Annotated in this window: 14 protein-coding genes; 3 read left to right on the top strand and 11 right to left on the bottom strand. The window is 52.3% G+C overall.

Features of this window, described 5'->3' with window-relative positions; translation table 11 throughout:
• Positions 1-132: 132 nt before the first annotated feature.
• The 4 genes from TJ79_RS03355 to TJ79_RS03340 form a co-directional block, all read right to left on the bottom strand.
• Positions 133-399, bottom strand: coding sequence for an SDR family oxidoreductase (locus tag TJ79_RS03355; protein ID WP_040948881.1), 267 nt, complete (start codon positions 397-399; stop codon positions 133-135).
• 21 nt (positions 400-420) lie between these two features.
• Entirely contained in the window at positions 421-1,173 is a 753-nt protein-coding gene (locus TJ79_RS03350; RefSeq protein ID WP_040948880.1) for an alpha/beta hydrolase family protein, read from the bottom strand.
• 261 nt (positions 1,174-1,434) lie between these two features.
• Positions 1,435-3,069 (bottom strand): glycoside hydrolase family 13 protein, encoded by a 1,635-nt coding sequence (locus tag TJ79_RS03345; protein ID WP_040948879.1) that lies wholly within the window; start codon positions 3,067-3,069, stop codon positions 1,435-1,437.
• Positions 3,070-3,207: 138 nt separating this feature from the next.
• On the bottom strand, positions 3,208-4,233 hold the full coding sequence (locus TJ79_RS03340; protein WP_040948878.1) for a LacI family DNA-binding transcriptional regulator: 1,026 nt from the start codon (positions 4,231-4,233) through the stop codon (positions 3,208-3,210).
• Between the two features lie 65 nt (positions 4,234-4,298).
• On the opposite strand from TJ79_RS03340, the gene TJ79_RS27890 reads away from it, so the two are divergent.
• The gene (locus tag TJ79_RS27890) at positions 4,299-4,466 is read left to right on the top strand and encodes a hypothetical protein (RefSeq protein ID WP_238322759.1); all 168 of its coding nucleotides are present in this window, start codon (positions 4,299-4,301) and stop codon (positions 4,464-4,466) included.
• A gap of 53 nt (positions 4,467-4,519) precedes the next feature.
• Here the strand turns inward: TJ79_RS27890 and metE are convergent, their stop codons facing one another.
• The 3 genes from metE to TJ79_RS03325 form a co-directional block, all read right to left on the bottom strand.
• Positions 4,520-6,802 (bottom strand): 5-methyltetrahydropteroyltriglutamate--homocysteine S-methyltransferase, encoded by a 2,283-nt coding sequence (gene metE / locus TJ79_RS03335; protein WP_040948877.1) that lies wholly within the window; start codon positions 6,800-6,802, stop codon positions 4,520-4,522.
• A gap of 113 nt (positions 6,803-6,915) precedes the next feature.
• Positions 6,916-7,821: a LysR family transcriptional regulator gene (locus TJ79_RS03330; RefSeq protein ID WP_040948876.1), complete on the bottom strand. Its 906-nt coding sequence runs from the start codon at positions 7,819-7,821 to the stop codon at positions 6,916-6,918.
• Positions 7,818-8,717, bottom strand: a complete 900-nt coding sequence (locus TJ79_RS03325; RefSeq protein WP_040948875.1) for a LysR family transcriptional regulator — start codon at positions 8,715-8,717, stop codon at positions 7,818-7,820. Before TJ79_RS03325 ends, TJ79_RS03330 begins: the two co-directional genes overlap by 4 nt.
• A gap of 89 nt (positions 8,718-8,806) precedes the next feature.
• Between TJ79_RS03325 and TJ79_RS03320 the strand changes: the two genes are divergently transcribed.
• On the top strand, positions 8,807-9,475 hold the full coding sequence (locus TJ79_RS03320; RefSeq protein ID WP_052339216.1) for a YczE/YyaS/YitT family protein: 669 nt from the start codon (positions 8,807-8,809) through the stop codon (positions 9,473-9,475).
• A gap of 233 nt (positions 9,476-9,708) precedes the next feature.
• Here the strand turns inward: TJ79_RS03320 and TJ79_RS03315 are convergent, their stop codons facing one another.
• Positions 9,709-10,188 (bottom strand): DUF6530 family protein, encoded by a 480-nt coding sequence (locus TJ79_RS03315; protein ID WP_040948874.1) that lies wholly within the window; start codon positions 10,186-10,188, stop codon positions 9,709-9,711.
• 222 nt (positions 10,189-10,410) lie between these two features.
• Between TJ79_RS03315 and fabV the strand changes: the two genes are divergently transcribed.
• Positions 10,411-11,598 (top strand): enoyl-ACP reductase FabV, encoded by a 1,188-nt coding sequence (gene fabV / locus TJ79_RS03310; protein ID WP_040948873.1) that lies wholly within the window; start codon positions 10,411-10,413, stop codon positions 11,596-11,598.
• Between the two features lie 92 nt (positions 11,599-11,690).
• Here fabV and TJ79_RS03305 read toward each other — a convergent pair whose 3' ends face one another.
• The 3 genes from TJ79_RS03305 to TJ79_RS03295 form a co-directional block, all read right to left on the bottom strand.
• The gene (locus tag TJ79_RS03305; protein ID WP_040948872.1) at positions 11,691-14,363 is read right to left on the bottom strand and encodes an FtsX-like permease family protein; all 2,673 of its coding nucleotides are present in this window, start codon (positions 14,361-14,363) and stop codon (positions 11,691-11,693) included.
• Entirely contained in the window at positions 14,360-15,043 is a 684-nt protein-coding gene (locus TJ79_RS03300) for an ABC transporter ATP-binding protein (protein WP_040948871.1), read from the bottom strand. Before TJ79_RS03300 ends, TJ79_RS03305 begins: the two co-directional genes overlap by 4 nt.
• An 84-nt stretch (positions 15,044-15,127) precedes the next feature.
• Positions 15,128-16,132, bottom strand: coding sequence for a sensor histidine kinase (locus TJ79_RS03295; RefSeq protein WP_040948870.1), 1,005 nt, complete (start codon positions 16,130-16,132; stop codon positions 15,128-15,130).
• Positions 16,133-16,159: the final 27 nt, after the last annotated feature.

The raw sequence follows: 16,159 nt of genomic DNA, 5'->3' as shown, positions 1-16,159 counted from the left end.
GGCTCAGTCCGCTCCGCAACTCTCGCCGCTTCGTTTTGCGGGGTATAAGACTATGAGAAAAGAAAAAACCCGCATAAACAGCGGGTTTTTTAGCATTTTAAAGATTCCGGCATGACGAAAGACACACGCCAATTAACGGTTGGTATAGCCGGCATCGACGTGCAGAGTGGTGCCGGTCACATAAGACGACTGATCCGAAGCAAGCCACAAGCTTGCTTGGGCGACTTCCCTGCCCTTGCCGAAGCGGTTGAGCAAGCTCAACTGCGGCGCATAGGTTTCCTCTTTGAAACCGAACTGTTCCAGAGCGCCGCGGAGCATCGGAGTGTTCATTAGATTGGCTGACCAACGCTCCGCATATACGCTAGGAAAGGAGCTGACGCAAAAAAGGAGAAGTTCCAAAGAACCTCTCCTCGTTTAAGCTTATATACGCTTTCCAGAATGGCGCACGATGAAATCGACGATCGGTTCCGGGTCCTCCAAGGAATGGGGGTGATGCCCGACCCCCGGTTTCAAGATGTCCTGTATCTCGCCTCCCAGCTCCCGGTATCGAGACGTGAGAATCGCGCCATTTTCCCCAAAAGGCACCGGTTCGTCGGCATCTCCGGCAACGAGCAGGATGGGAATGCCGGCTGCCGCCACCTCTTGAATATGATCCAAGGGATTGCCTTTAAAATACGCTGCTTGCTCTTCCGACAAGCCGTAGCAGTGCAGACATTCCCGCCACTCCTTCTCGTAGCCTGTTCGCTTGCCGTTGCCTCCCGGCCAACTGCGAATATCCAGCACCGGTGCATCCAGATAGAGCGCAGCAACCTTCTCCGGATACCGAACCGCATAGTTAAAGGCGTACAAACCGCCGCGGCTGAAGCCGAACAACGCTGCCTTATCCGCTAAACCAAAAGTTGACTCGATATAGTCTTGAAAATGATGCATGCCCAGAGTAGCTTCCGGGCAGCCGTACATATCCTGAAAGTTGCAATATGCCAGATGCCACCCCCGCTCCACAAGCGCCATGTCCGCCTGGGCAAAGGCGTCAAAAAACTCCGTGCGCCAAATCCACGGTTTTCCCTCCGCCGATTCAGCCGGACAGATGAGAATCGACTCTCTGCCAGATACCTGAAAGTCGTACCGCTTATAGCCGCGCCAATTGGAAACTTCCGTTTGCGTCGAAACCATCAATTTTCCACCTACCTACATCCATCAAATAAAATAAAAAGCCGCAGATGATTGTTCATCTACGGCAAATAGTAATCGTTCTCTTTTCTGGTGGCAAGTTTTTTGTCAAACCAACACACCACCGTACACGCGGGACCGCATACGGCGGTTCTCTTATGAAAGTTCATTGATGATGGGGGTTCCGCTTAGCAATCTCCCGTTTGTAATCGTTACTTCACTTCCGTCGATCAGGTTTGATTCATTGAATAACACCACACAGGTCTATTCCCGCAAAAGCCGAACCGCGAGAGCTTCATACGGCCTCAGGACAAGGTGGGAGAAATCAACAACCGACCGGCCATAGTTATCGATAATCACTTCCCCGCTATCCCCAAAACGCGGTATTTCCACGGTCGATTGGCTTGCTCCAAAGTTAGCCGCGACTACCCAAGCTAGGCCTTCATACCGACGCACATACATGAAAACTTGCTCCGGAACGTCCTCCACCAATTCGTAGTCACCCCAGGCGACGATCGGGTTTAATTTTCTCAGCTCGATCAATCTCCGGTAGCAATGAAAGACGGAATCCGGATCGGCCAGATCCGCCGCGACATTGATTTCCGTGTAGTTGGGATTAACACGCAGCCACGGGCGGCCAGTGGAAAAACCTGCATTCTCCGAAGCGTCCCATTGCATCGGCGTCCGGGCGTTGTCCCGTCCTTTTGCGTTGATAGAGATGATGATCTCCTCTTTACTGTAGCCAGCCTCCAAACGCTCCCGGTACATGTTAAGGCTCTCGATATCCGAAACCTCTGCTATATCCGAGACCGGACAATTGGTCATGCCGATTTCTTCCCCTTGATAGATGTAAGGCGTTCCCTTCATCAGATGCAATAGAATGGCAAACATCTTTGCGCTTTCCACACGCAATTCCTTGTCGTTTCCCCAGCGGGACACAATTCGTGGCAGATCGTGATTGTTCCAAAAAAGGCTGTTCCAACCTTCATCACCCAGCGCGGTTTGCCATTTGCTGAGCACCCTTTTCAATTCACCGACCGGCAGAGCTTTCCAATCCCACTTTTCCTTTCCTTCCTGCTGATCCAAACCGATATGTTCAAATTGAAAGACCATCGACAATTCTTTGCGCTTCGGGTCCGAATAGAGCTTGGCGATCTCAGGTGTCGCCCCCCACGTCTCTCCCACCGTCATAACATCGTACTTGCCAAAAGTCTCGCGGTGCATCTCCTGCAAATAGTCGTGCAGCTTAGGACCGTTTCCGGTAATTTCCTCATCCGGTACTTTTCCGACGAGATCGATTACGTCCATCCGGAAGCCGCCGACACCCTTTTCCAGCCAAAAGTTCATCATATCCCAAACTTCCTGGCGGACATTCGGGTTTTCCCAATTCAAATCGGGTTGTTTTTTGCTGAATAAATGCAAGTAATATTGTCCGCTTGGCTCATCGTATTGCCAGGCGGAGCCGCTGAAGATCGACCGCAGCGAATTGGGAGCTTCGCCGTTGACGGGATCCCGCCATATGTAATAGTCCCGGTAGTCATTATCCTTGCTTTCACGGGATTCGATAAACCACGGGTGCTCATCGGAGGTATGATTCACGACCAGATCCATCACGATCTTGATCCCCCTAGCAGCCGCCTCGCGGATCAGCTCCTCCATGTCGTCCATCGTCCCAAATTCGGTCATGATATCCCGGTAATCGCTGATATCGTAGCCGTTATCGTCATTCGGCGACTTGTAGACGGGGCTTAACCAGATGGCGCCGATGCCTAGCTCCTTCAAATAATCCAAGCGGCCGATCATTCCGCGGAGATCGCCGATTCCGTCTCCGTCGCTATCCTGGAAGCTCCTAGGATAGACCTGATAAACAACTGTCGTTTTCCACCATTCTGCATTCATTGACATCGCTCCTTGATGATCGTTGATTATGGATTGATATAGAGAGTAAACGTTTACTCTCTATACGTAACGAAACATTCCCAGTTTTAAACGGAAGCGCAGTAATTCAAAGAGATACTCTGACGGCTCTGACTGAAACTAATCCCGGGCTAACGGTCGAACCGTCCCTCTTTCCACCAAGCGATGCTGGACAATCCGATTGGATACTTCCTGTTTTCCGCCTATGAGTGCGATAAGCATCTCCAACGCCGACCGCCCCATCAAAGCAAGAGGCTGATGAATCGTCGTAAGGGGCGGATAGATCATTCGCGACACGATCAAATCATCATACCCGATGATGGACAGATCCCGGGGGATCTTGATTCCCCCCTCAAACGCCACCCCCATCGCTCCGATGGCCATCTCGTCGCTGGCAGCGAACAAAGCCGTGAAGGGCGGCGCTTCCGAGAGCAGCTTTTCCATGGCACTCCGGCCGCCTTCCAATTGAAAATCGCCATAAGCCACCCGCGATTCGGAAAAAGGAATGCCGTGATCCTCAAGAGCCTGACGATAACCCTTAAGTCGCGGCAACCCGGTAAGCCGGTCGCCGAGAGTCCCGGCGATCATGGCGATCTCCCGGTGACCGTTCTGTATCAAATAGGTTGTCGCCTGATAAGCCGCTTGTTGGTCGTCGACTTTTACATAGGGGATGGAATCCTTGGAGGCCAGGGTATTGACGAGCACAACCGGTACCCGCATCGCGGCAAGCTCGGTTACGTAATCGTCTTTGATAACCTGACTGGCGAAAATGATACCGTCCACCTGTTTCTCCCGAAGCACCTGCAAATATTTCATCGTTCGCTCTCCGTCCCGGGCCGTGTTGCAGACGATAATGCTGAACCCGTTCTCGTGGGCCGCTTCCTCCATGCCATGCAGGATATCGGTCGAGAAGCCGCCGGAAACATTGGGAAACAAGACGCCGATCGTCTGCGTCCGCTTGTTGACAAGCCCCCTAGCAATTGCATTTGGCCGGTAGCCGAGCTCTTCGGCGACCTGAAGCACCTTGCGTTTCGTTCTGTCCGAAAAGCCGGACAGGTTATGCAGCACTCTGGACACGGTAGCTGCCGAAACATTCGCCTTTTTTGCCACATCTTTAATTGTCGGTACATGCGTATCTTGATCCATTATCTTCGCCGCCCAAAATAGAGTAAACGTTTAACCTAACCCCACTATAAAAATTCCTTTGCCTTTTGTCAACGCATTCCGCCCCCGGTCTGATAATGGTACGGGGAGCACCAACCCATCAAATCGACACCGACTGGTGGTGGTCGCTGGCAAGCGTACCTGTCCGTCAGGAAATTTTAGCTGACGAGACGAAACCGAAACACGAGTCTCAGTCCGAACCGTCTGCAAAATAAACAGGCTGCCGGGACTTTCCCAACAGCCTGAGGACAGCTAATCTGCCCCTTTTCTATTTGAGCGCCGATTGTTTATCGCGGGCAATTCGCGTCGCTTCCACCATGTTCCGCAACGCCTGGACGGTTTCCTCGCGGCCGCGAGTTTTCAGCCCGCAGTCCGGGTTGATCCAGAACAGCTGAGGATCCAAAACCCGGAGAGCCCGGTCGATCATGCTCGTCATTTCTTCGACGGCGGGTACCCGGGGGCTATGGATGTCGTAAACCCCTAGACCGATACCAAGGCCGTATTGATTTTGCTCAAAGCTATGAATCAATTCACCGTGGCTGCGGGACGTTTCGATGGAAATGACGTCGGCATCCATGTCTTGGATGGAATCGATCATGTCGTGGAATTCGCAATAGCACATATGGGTGTGAATCTGGGTGGAGTCCTGCACCGTGCTGGTGGTGATGCGGAATGCCCTGACCGCCCATTCCAGATAACCGGCTTTTTCGGTTTCCTTTAGAGGCAGGCCTTCCCGTACCGCCGGCTCATCGACCTGAATCATCCCGATGCCCGCTTTTTCGAGTGCTTCCACTTCTTGTCTCAAGGCATAAGCCAATTGGTAGGCGATCTCTTCCCGGGGAATATCGTCACGGACGAAGGACCAGTTCATAATGGTGATCGGTCCCGTCAGCATTCCCTTCACGGGGCGGTTCGTCTTGGATTGGGCATAACGGGTTTCTTCTACGGTCATATCCCCGGTAAAAGCTACGTCACCGTAAATCACCGGCGGCTTCACGCAGCGGGAGCCGTAGGATTGTACCCATCCGTTTTGGGTAAAGGCGAACCCGGCCAGCTTCTCACCGAAGAATTCGACCATATCCGTACGTTCAAACTCGCCGTGCACCAACACGTCGAGCCCGATTTCTTCCTGCAGCTTGATCCAGATATCGATTTGCTCCTGGATGTAGGCATCATACTGGCTCTGGCTCCATTCACCCTTGCGCCAAAGCTGCCGCGCTTTCCGTACTTCCGCAGATTGCGGGAAGCTGCCGATGGTCGTCGTCGGCAAAAGCGGCAGCTGCCACTTCGCCTGTTGAGCGGCATACCGCTTGGCAAAAGGCTCGGAACGCTTCGGCTCGACAGAACGAATCCCGGCAACGGCTTGGCGGATATCCTGGCGGTTGCGTTCCTCCGAATCGCGAAGGCCGATCAGATCTTGATCATGCTTCTTCAGCTCGGCTGCAGCCGAGGTTCCACCGAGAGTACGCGTAAGCAGCGCCAGTTCATCCAGCTTTTCGTCGGCAAAAGCAAGCGCGTCGCGTAAAACCGGCGACAGCTTGGTTTCCCGGTCCACAGACACCGGCACGTGCAGCAGACTGCAGGAGGACTGAACGATGATCCGGTCTGCCGGAACGATTTTCTCCAAGGTTTGAAGGAGGGTTTGCTTTTCTTGCAAAGAGGCTTTCCAAATGCCGCGGCCGTCGATCACCCCAGCACCCAAAACCTTGTCCGCCGGGAAGCCCAGCGCTTGCAGTGCTTGAAGATTGCCCTTATATCCGTGAACAAAATCAAGCCCGATGCCTTTCACCGGCAGCTTGACGATGTCGCCATACCGCTCCACCGATTCAAAATACGTTTGCAGCATGATGTTCAGCTTCGGCGCAGCTTTTGTGAATGTCGAATAAATCTGCCCCAGCCGCTTCACATCTTCATCGTCCGTATGGGTGACAAGGATCGGCTCATCCATTTGGACCCACTCCACTCCCTCTTGCTCCAGCTCTCGCAAAATTTGCACATAAAGAGGAAGCAAACGGTCAAGCCATGCATCGAATTCAGACGAATCGTAGCCTTTGGATAATTTCAGAAAGGTAAGCGGACCGACGATTACCGGTTTTCCTGCAATCCCCAGCTCCGCCTTTGCCTCGCGGTAGGCCGCCAAAGGCTTGTTTTCGGTCAGCGACGGAGTCGCTCCCTGAAGCTCCGGCACAATATAGTGATAATTGGTATTGAACCATTTGGTCATTTCGCTTGCAGCCGCTTCCGCCGTTCCCCGGGCAACGCCGTAATAAACGGACAACGGAACAACGCCGCCTTTATAGTTAAAACGTTGGGGAATCAAGCCGAACATGGCCGCCGTATCCAATATATGATCGTAAAAACTGAAATCGCCCACAGGAATGAGGTCGATCCCTTTATTCAGCTGCTTTTGCAGATGGTTTAAGCGGATCTCCTTCAGACGCTGAAGAAAATCACCCTCCGCCAGCTTGCCTGCCCAAAAGGCTTCCAGCGCCTTCTTCCATTCCCTGTCGGCACCTATACGCGGATAACCCAATACGCTGCTCTTCATCATGATCGCTCCTCGTTCTTTATTAGTAAAGAAGGTATCATATTTTTGGCAGCATAAAGTAATTCGATTATTGCATATCTGGATATAGCCTAAGGCTATAACGAAGGTAAAAAAGCTTACGCTTGGCCAACCGCCCGACCAAGGGCTTCCACATAGGCGGCTCCCAGCTTCGTCAACACTTTGTTTTTCTGGGATATCCAGCCGACATGGATGGTTTCCTCGCATTCCAGCGGCACGGGGATGATTTCGTTGCCGTTCAAGTCCGCGCTCAGCACCCCGGTGGAAATGGTGTAGCCGTTGAGCCCGATAAGCAGGTTGAACAGGGTCGCCCGGTCGTGGACACGGATACTCTTTTTATGCGCCATGGTGCTTAATATCTCTTCCGCAAAATGAAACGAATTGTACTCCCCCTGATCGAAGCTCAAATACGGATATTGATTCAATTGGCTGATGGCTACACTTTTTTCCTTCGCCAACGGGTTGTTCACGCTAATAAAAATATGCGGTTTCGCCGTAAACAAGCGGGTAAACTGCAAATTGGCAGCACGCAGCAGCTTGTTGATCACTTTTTCATTGAATTCGTTGACGTAGAGGATGCCAATTTCACTGCGCATGCTTTTGACGTCTTCAATAATGTCGTGAGTCTTCGTTTCCCTCAGCGCCAGCTCATATTCATCCTGGCCGTATTCCCGTACCAAACTGACAAAGGCGTTTACCGCGAATGCGTAATGCTGGGTGGACACAGAAAAATGCTGGGGCGATGGTTGGGCGTGCAAGTACTTGCTTTCGAGCAGCTCCGCTTGCTCCACTACCTGCCGGGCATAGCCCAAAAACTCGACGCCTTCCCGGGTCAAGGTTATGCCTTTATTGGATCGTTCGAAAATGGTCAGCCGCAGCTCCTCCTCCAATTCACGGATAGCGTTGGACAGACTAGGCTGGGTAATGAACAACCGCTTCGCCGCTTCGTTCATGGAACCGCGGTTCGCCACTTCTATGATGTATTTCAACTGCTGCAGAGTCATGGATTCTCCTCCTGATCTCCTTTGTAATAATCGACGGCAAAATTGTGAAAGTGCCGGGCGGCTTTGGATAAATAATGCTCTTTCCGCCATAGCAGGTGCAGCGTCCACCGGCAAGCCGGTTCGGAAATTTCCAGAAAATGTAGCCCGGACGCCTCTGCTTCATTATGAGCAGCCGCTACAGGCTGAAAGGCGATGCCGAGCCCTGCCCGCACTAAGCCTTGAATCGCCGCCGGTTCATCACCAACGCATACGATAGACGGAGTAAACCCCGCCTCCCGGCAGTAGCTATCCGTTATATCGCGGAAGCTGTATCCGGTTTTCAGGCTGACAAAGGATTCCTCCGCCACATCCTGCAAACGGACACTTGTCAGGCCAGCAAGAGGGTGTGAAGGCGGGACGGCTAGAAGGATACTTTCCGTAAACAACGGCAGGCAGTTAATCTCGGGATGCTGAAGTGGCATATAGGAGAAAAAGAAATCGATGTCGCCTTTTTCCAAGAGCTGTGACTTCTTCTCTTCCGATGGGGCTTGGGTGACACGAAAGCGGACATCGGGATACCGGGTAAGAAAGGCGCCCAACAACTCGGAAATGCGGTTCAATGTAGTCACTGCCAACGTGATCTGCCCGTGCTCCAAACCGGTCATATCGGCCAGCTCCCGCCGTCCTTCTTCCAGCGCCGTTAGCGCCGTGTCCGTTCTCGCAAGAAAAGCTTTCCCGTAGGCGTTGAGCCGAATCTGCCGGCCGTGCCGGTCAAACAGCGGGACGCCAAGATCGCTTTCCAACCTTGCAATGGCCATACTGAGTGCGGGCTGAGCGACATTCAGCTCACGGGCCGCCTTCGTCATGTGCTCTAAACGGGCAACTTTTTGAAAATAGGTAAGCTGCAGCAAGTCCAAATGAAATCCCGCCTTATATCAAATACGTTATCGATTTATCACTAAATATATATTTTTTATTATAAAGAAGCAAAGGTATAATGGAATTTATGAACTTACTTAAACGTTATTTTATCTTCTTTGCCGGTCTGTTTCTCATGGGCTTGGGAATCGCCCTTATCACGAAAGCGGATATCGGCACTTCCCCGATTTCCAGCGTCCCCTATGTGCTCAGCTTGAAATTCCCTCTTTCCTTCGGGATGTTTACTTTTGTTATATGCATCCTGTTTGTGCTCCTGCAAGCCGTTCTACTCCGCGGCCGTATGCCACTACGGGACTACCTGCAGATTGCTGTCGGCCTCATCTTCGGTTATTTCGTCGATGCGGGCATGGCCGTTCTGTCCCATGCAAGCTTTCCGGACTATTGGGAAAAAATCATTGCCTTAGTAGCCGGTTGCTTCATGCTCGCTATAGGCGTCAATGTGCAAATCGCCGCTGGTACCGTCTTGAATCCTGCGGAGGGCATCGTCAAAGTGCTGGCTGACCGGACGAAAGCCGAATTCGGTAACGTAAAAATGATATTCGATTGGAGCCTCGTCGCCATCGCTCTGCTCCTCTCGCTTCTTGCCTTCGGTTCCATGCAGGGCTTAAGGGAAGGCACGGTGATCTCCGCTCTGCTCGTCGGCCAATTCGTCAAGCTGGTCCGCAGGATCATGGTGAACGTAAGCAGCAAACGATTGGCGGCACGGGAAGGATATAAGTTGAACGAAGGATTGTAACAATCGTTACGGTGGAACTGCGGATCATTTTGTCTTCCGGTCGCTGTTGTTTTCAGATTTCTTGATTTGAACTGTTTATAGCGGATGAAATCCGAAAACAAAGGCGAACGCTAACGCTCCTCCAGACAAAATGTCCTCCATTCCTCCTTCGATCGTTACTCCTTAATGGTTCAACTTCTATTACATAAAAAAGCCGCCAAACCTGGCGGCTGCTTTCGTTTTGTAATCGTATGTCAGTAGCCCATTTCTTTGAGGATACGGGAAAGGACGGATAGTCGCTCTCCAATCATTTCGTCATCGGCGCGAAGGGCTTGGGCGAACAGCTTGATGTCCTCGTTAATTTTCTCGTTATCGGTGCATACGGACACCGTCATGGCATCTCCCTGCATACCGACGCGGTCGATGACCGGATTCTCTGGGTCATACAAATGCTCGTGACGGTACGACTCGCGGAGATACTCCATGGAGCGTCCGATGAGAATTGCCAAGTCCAACACACGATGGAGAGGCAGCTCCTCCGATTGCCGGGACCATTTTTCCCCGGTGTACCGCCATACTTTTGCCGAGATTTCCACCTTTCCCCGATCATTCCACTGGGCCAGCCCCAAAGAAAGTCCTTTCGCATCTGTGTTGCCGACATACCGGCCATCCACCTGCTCATAATTTTCCGACACGATCACTGGTTTATGCTTCAAAGTCGTGGGGATCTTCATTTTTATCGCCTCCAATCGAGTTACTTATTTACTAAATTACTAATATGCTTCAGTGTACCTTCTCCCCCGTCGCAAGTCAATCGGTAGTGCCCATTCGCGAAACCCTTTGATCATTAGGACCTGGTCATGGTAAAATCCTTTTGAGATCGCTCAAGCTCGTCTTCTCCCTTTCAACAAAAGCGGTCGGCAGCAAAAATACATAAAAGAGAGAGGGTAATATACATGATCATTGCGCCTAAAACCCGCGGATTTATCTGCACGACGGCTCATCCCGACGGCTGCGCCCAGCAGGTCAAGGAACAAATGGAATATGTGAAGTCTCAGCAAAAGATTGACGGTCCCGCCAACGTTCTGGTCGTTGGAGCATCCACCGGCTACGGACTGGCCTCTCGCATCGCCGCAGCCTTCGGCGCTGGCGCCAATACCATTGGCGTCTTCTTCGACAAAGCAGCGGAAGGAACTCGCACGGCCTCAGCCGGCTGGTACAATTCAGCCGCTTTTGAAAAACAAGCCGAAGAGCTTGGCCTTAAATCCTTCAGCATCGTCGGCGACGCCTTCTCCGACGCCATCAAGGAAAAAACCATCGACTTGATCAAAACCGAGCTGGGCTCCATCGATTTGGTTGTGTACAGCATCGCTTCGCCCCGCCGTACCCACCCTGTTACCGGCGAAACCTTCTCGTCCGTTATCAAACCGGTAGACGAAGCGTATACCAATAAAACGCTGAACTTCCATACCGGCGAGATTTCTACGGTTACCGTCGAACCGGCAACGGAGGACGAAGTGCGCCAAACCATCGCCGTCATGGGCGGTGAAGACTGGAAGATGTGGATCGATCAGCTGCAGGCAGCCGGCGTTCTCGCCGAAGGGGCAACCACCGTCGCCTATTCCTATATCGGCCCGGAGATTACCCATCCGATTTACAAGGAAGGCACCATCGGCCAAGCTAAGAATGACTTGGAACGAGTTGCGAACCTGCTGAACGACCAATTGGCTGCAACTGGCGGACAAGCTTACGTTTCCGTCAACAAAGCTCTTGTCACCCAGTCCAGCTCCGCGATTCCCGTCGTGCCGCTGTACATCTCCGCTCTCTACAAAGTCATGAAGGACAAAGGATTGCATGAAAACTGCATCCAGCAAATGTACCGCCTGTTTTCCGAGCACCTGTACCGGAAAGACGGCACCCATGAAAAAGACCGCCTGATTCGCATCGACGATTGGGAAATGCGCAGCGACGTGCAAGAGGAAGTCATGAAGCGCTGGGCTGCTCTGGAAACGGACAACGTGAACGACTTGTCCGATCTGGAAGGCTACCGCAGAGATTTCTTCCAGTTGTTCGGCTTTGAAGCTAAGGGCGTCGACTACGAAGCTGATGTCGACCCGAACGTGGCCATTCCACATCAGGTTTAGTCCAAAACTTATCCGCATCAATAAAAGAAGCGCCTCTGTCTCGCCGGCTTACTGCCGGAGGAACAGAGGCGTTTTTGACATTCTGAAGATCGTTAAATATTTTCTGTACGCAACCCGTCGAGAATGTTTTCTTTGCGCACCTTAGAGCCGGAATACAGCATGGAAGCTCCTACGACCAGGAACACGGCCAATACCGCGATTCCTACGCTTCCCCACGGAACGGTAAAGCGGAACGAGAAGCTGCCGGATAGCGCCTTGTAGAGCAGCAGCATCGCGCCGAAGCTCAGCGGCAGCCCGTACAGCAAAGCTTTTATTCCATAAAAGAGGCTTTCGAAGCGGATCATTTTGTTGAAGCCTTTCGGCGTCATACCGACAGAGCGCAGCATGGCGAATTCCCGCTTGCGCAAGGAAATGCTGGTGGAAATAGTATTGAAGATGTTGGAGACAGAAATAGCGGTAATGAGGGACACAAACCCATACGTGAAGATAGACATGATCGTCATCATCTGCTGGTCCTGCTGCCTGCTTTTGTACACATTCCAGATGGTCAGAACCGGATTGCTGCTTTGATTGCTTCTCCATTTCTCGATGTCGTTTTGCAGCCCGATAGGATCGCCGCTTTTCAGATAAAGACTTGTTGACAGATTGCCGACGGCTTTTGCGCTCTTTCTCAGAGCGTCAAGCGTATCCATGGGCATAACGGCGATAAAGCGGCTTTCCTTGTCCAGATGAACAACGCCCATGGGCAATTTGTCCGTCAAGGCTCCCACCGACACATCGGCGAAACGGTCCGTGGTGCTTGTTTCGGGGTTGGACCAGAGAAGGGGAAGAATCGTCCCCGTTTTCAAATGGATGGCCTTCGTATCGATATACTTGCGCGTTTTCGGATCGCCAAAATGAGCCGCGTCGATGACGATGGCAGCCGGTTTGGCGCCGTTGAAATAGGAATCGGGCGAAACGCCGGCTTCCCTGGCATACTGGGTAAAATGATCTTTCGTCAAGCCAATCATGGTGACCGTATAAGGATACATCCCCGCATCCGGGTTCGAACTGCCTTCCTCGCTCCCTTTTAAATAGTCCGCTGCCTGATCCGCCGTCGCGTTCATCACCGCGTCGAACCGCAATATCCGCGAAGCCTCCGTCACTTTGTCCATGTTCTCGATATGGCTATATACCGTTTGCACGTCGGCTTCCTCCATATTGTAGGCGGAAACCTGAATATCGAAATTCATATTATCCTGGCTGATGCTGACGGATTTTTGCAAATAAAAAGTGAACGACGACACGGACAGAAACAATATCAAGCTGATGATGAGGGAAAAAACCGTCGCCCGGTACCGTCGCCGGTTCCGCTTCAAGTTCTTCAAGCCTACCTCCGCCTCGAAACCAAACAGCTTCCGCGTCCACTTGGACGTTTTCACACTGCGGCTCGTGAGCCGGATGTCCTGGGTTTGGCGGATCGCATCAATGGGCGAAATCCGGGACGCCCTTCTCGCCGGAATGTACGAGGAAACGAAGATGGTGATAATCGAAAGACCGACCGCCAGCAATATGGAATAAGGAGAGACGACCAATTTGAACTTCTCTTTGATATCCATCACGTTTTGCAGAATGGGATTGATCACCGTGAAGGTGATGCCGATTCCGACCAAACCACTGATAAGGCCAAGCGGGATGCTGATGAGGCCGATAACGCCTCCCTCAAAAAACACAGAGCTCCGCTTTTGCTTGCGGGTTGCCCCGATACTGGAAAGCATGCCCAAGTGTCGGGAGCGCTCGGAGACAGAGATGGCGAAAGCATTGTAGATCAAGGAGATGGAGCCGATCATGATAATCGCCATGATGATGGCCATTAAGGAATACAAGACGCTGCGGAGATTGTCGTCTTTAACGGCGCCGGAATATCGCAAGAGAGAACTATTATACTGATGATTCGATATGGATAGCTCCTTCGCCAGCTCATCTCCATGCTTGAAAATCGATGGGGTGATCTTATTGACTTTCACAAAGGCATCGACGGTATCGCCTGGCTGCAGATGCGCTTCGTCCACATAAGAAAGCACCGTGTAGCCGGGAGCCCAAGTCGGTTCCCAATCGGGTCGGGCGATTACCCCGACGATTTTATAATCACGTGCTTGCAATCCGACAAGCTGCTCCTGCATGCGGTTTTCGCTGTCTCTCAGAAGCGAACTGTTTTGCGACAGCTCCGTAGGCGGCTCGGCGGCAGGCGCTGCCGAATCTCCACCGGCGCCTTTACCCGAATTTTCTTTATCCGGCAGGGACTCTCTCTGACCGACGTTCAAATGCAAGACGTCGCCGATTTTATAGTCCTGGCCGCCATTGGCTCGCACATGCTCGGCGATAACGGCTTCGTCTGGCGAAGAAGGCAGCCGCCCGTCGATCAGATCGACGGAAAAATCGTGGAAGCCGGCGGCACTATAAGCCCGCACGAACAGATAGGGCTTATCAACGTTGGCTGGATGTTCGAGAGCGGCATATCCGATATCCCGGCTGAGGGCCGTTTCGGCGGTTGCTCCGTCTTTCTCTATCCCTTTCAGCTGATCGGACGTAACCGCATTATACAAGACATGCCAATCGCCCGTTTCCGCGATGGTGCTGCGTTTCATCAGATCTATGAAGGAAGTTCCTAGAGAAGCGACGGCTGTGAGCATGGCGACAGAGATGATAACGCCGAAGAGGGTTACCAAAGTCCGCTTTTTGTTCAATCGCATGTGGCGGACGGTGAGCCGGTTCATGACGTTCATCTGCGGATCACCTCATCCTTTGCGATCCGCCCGTCGGCGATGGTGATGATCCGGTCAGCCTGTAGGGCGATGCGCTCGTCGTGAGTGATGACGATGAGGGTTTGATTGTACTGTTTGTTGAACATTTTCAACAGCTCGATGATTTCGTGACTATTCTGGCTGTCCAGGTTACCAGTCGGCTCATCCGCCAGTACGATGGCAGGGTTGTTGATCAGCGCCCGCCCGATGGATACCCGCTGCTGCTGGCCGCCAGACAGTTGATTGGGCAGATGGGACAAGCGGTTCTCCAGGTTCAACGCGGTAACGATCTCCTTGAGCTGTTCAGGCACCACTTTGTGGTTGTCCAGCAGCAGCGGCAAGGTGATGTTTTCCTCCACATTCAACACAGGTATTAGATTGAAAAACTGATATATCAGCCCGATCTGGCGTCTGCGGAAGATGGCCAGCTTGTTTTCATCCAATTGATAGACGTCCGTGTTATCCACGAACAGCTTGCCGGACGTAGGTCGGTCCACACCACCGAGAATATGCAGCAGCGTCGATTTGCCCGATCCCGACGGACCGATGATAGCCACGAACTGCCCTTTCTCCACGGTAAAGGAGACATCATCCAGCGCCTTCACTGCCGTGTCACCGCTGCCGTATATTTTTGACAAGTGTTCAATGCGTAAAATTTCCATGAAAAGAAGCCCTCCTGCTTTCGTAATATCTTCACTATATCCGTTGCAGGTGACTTTCCGGTGACTGCCAAGGTGACAGTTTCGTCACTGTCCTATTTGCTTGTAAAACCGTACGGTAAAAGCTGTGCCTTTCCCTTGTTCGCTCTTGACTGTAAGTTCCGCCTGCTGGTTCACTAGAATGGTCCGGGCCATGGCGAGCCCGATGCCGACGCTGTCCGGCGCTGCCGACTTGCCTTTATAAAAGCGTTCGAAAATATGAGGCAGATCCTCCGGATCGATGCCTCCCCCATTATCCGCGATATGAATTTCGGAATAAAGCGGATTCTCGCTGTAGCGGATGGCAATTTCCCCGCCGGGGGCCGTATGCTCCACTCCATTTTTTAAAAGATTGATCAGTGCCTCAGCGGTCCAATTCAAATCGCCGGTAAAAGCCGCCTCCGCATCCCCTTGGATGTTGAGCTTCTGCTCTTTGAGCTCCATCGGAATGAGCAGCGGCGCCGTCGCTTTATCCACCAGCTCGACGATGCGATGACGTTCTTTTTTGAATGGGATGGTTCCCGCATCGATCTTGGACAACTTGAGCAAGGAGGTAACCAGCCATTCGATGCGGTCCAACTGGGCGCGGATACTGCGGAGAAACTCCCGCCGCTTATCCTCTGTCAATTGCGGATTGCCGAGAAGATCGGTCATCACCAGCATGGAGGTGAGCGGCGTTTTCAGTTGGTGGGAGATGTCCGATAAGGCGTCGGCTAAATACTTCTTGTCCTTTTTCAGAAGTTCCGCCTGTTCGGATAGGGTCAGTGTCATCTTGTAAATCTCGCTCTTCAAAATGCTGAGCTCGCCTTCCCGGTTGTCGCGAATATCGAGACTGTAGTTCCCCGCGCGAATCACCCGCAGGTCATAGGAAAGCTTGCGAATCGCCTTGTATCTCCGCCAGGAGAACAGCAAGTGGAGGACTGTCAGAAGCATGCCAAGCAACACCACGAGGAGCGTCGCATTCGTCTGATAGCTATACCCTGCAGCTGCACCTAAAATGACCAGAATAATCGAGAGCAAAAGCTGCCAGAGCATTTCCCGATTGCGTACCATTTAGTCCCCCACCTTATAGCCGATTCC

Origin of the sequence: Gorillibacterium massiliense, from assembly GCF_000455485.1 — a bacterium.
GTDB classification, from domain to species: Bacteria; Bacillota; Bacilli; order Paenibacillales; family NBRC-103111; genus Gorillibacterium; species Gorillibacterium massiliense.
This window is presented reverse-complemented; position numbering and strand designations above follow the sequence as displayed.

What these genes read in the sequence shown, in the direction of transcription:
- TJ79_RS03350 (WP_040948880.1), bottom strand. Translation starts at nt 1,173, where the DNA reads ATGGTTTCGACGCAAACGGAAGTTTCCAATTGGCGCGGCTATAAGCGG.
- TJ79_RS03345 (WP_040948879.1), bottom strand. Translation starts at nt 3,069, where the DNA reads ATGAATGCAGAATGGTGGAAAACGACAGTTGTTTATCAGGTCTATCCT.
- TJ79_RS03340 (WP_040948878.1), bottom strand. Translation starts at nt 4,233, where the DNA reads ATGGATCAAGATACGCATGTACCGACAATTAAAGATGTGGCAAAAAAG.
- metE (WP_040948877.1), bottom strand. Translation starts at nt 6,802, where the DNA reads ATGATGAAGAGCAGCGTATTGGGTTATCCGCGTATAGGTGCCGACAGG.
- TJ79_RS03330 (WP_040948876.1), bottom strand. Translation starts at nt 7,821, where the DNA reads ATGACTCTGCAGCAGTTGAAATACATCATAGAAGTGGCGAACCGCGGT.
- TJ79_RS03320 (WP_052339216.1), top strand. Translation starts at nt 8,807, where the DNA reads ATGAACTTACTTAAACGTTATTTTATCTTCTTTGCCGGTCTGTTTCTC.
- TJ79_RS03315 (WP_040948874.1), bottom strand. Translation starts at nt 10,188, where the DNA reads ATGAAGATCCCCACGACTTTGAAGCATAAACCAGTGATCGTGTCGGAA.
- fabV (WP_040948873.1), top strand. Translation starts at nt 10,411, where the DNA reads ATGATCATTGCGCCTAAAACCCGCGGATTTATCTGCACGACGGCTCAT.
- TJ79_RS03305 (WP_040948872.1), bottom strand. Translation starts at nt 14,363, where the DNA reads ATGAACGTCATGAACCGGCTCACCGTCCGCCACATGCGATTGAACAAA.
- TJ79_RS03300 (WP_040948871.1), bottom strand. Translation starts at nt 15,043, where the DNA reads ATGGAAATTTTACGCATTGAACACTTGTCAAAAATATACGGCAGCGGT.
- TJ79_RS03295 (WP_040948870.1), bottom strand. Translation starts at nt 16,132, where the DNA reads ATGGTACGCAATCGGGAAATGCTCTGGCAGCTTTTGCTCTCGATTATT.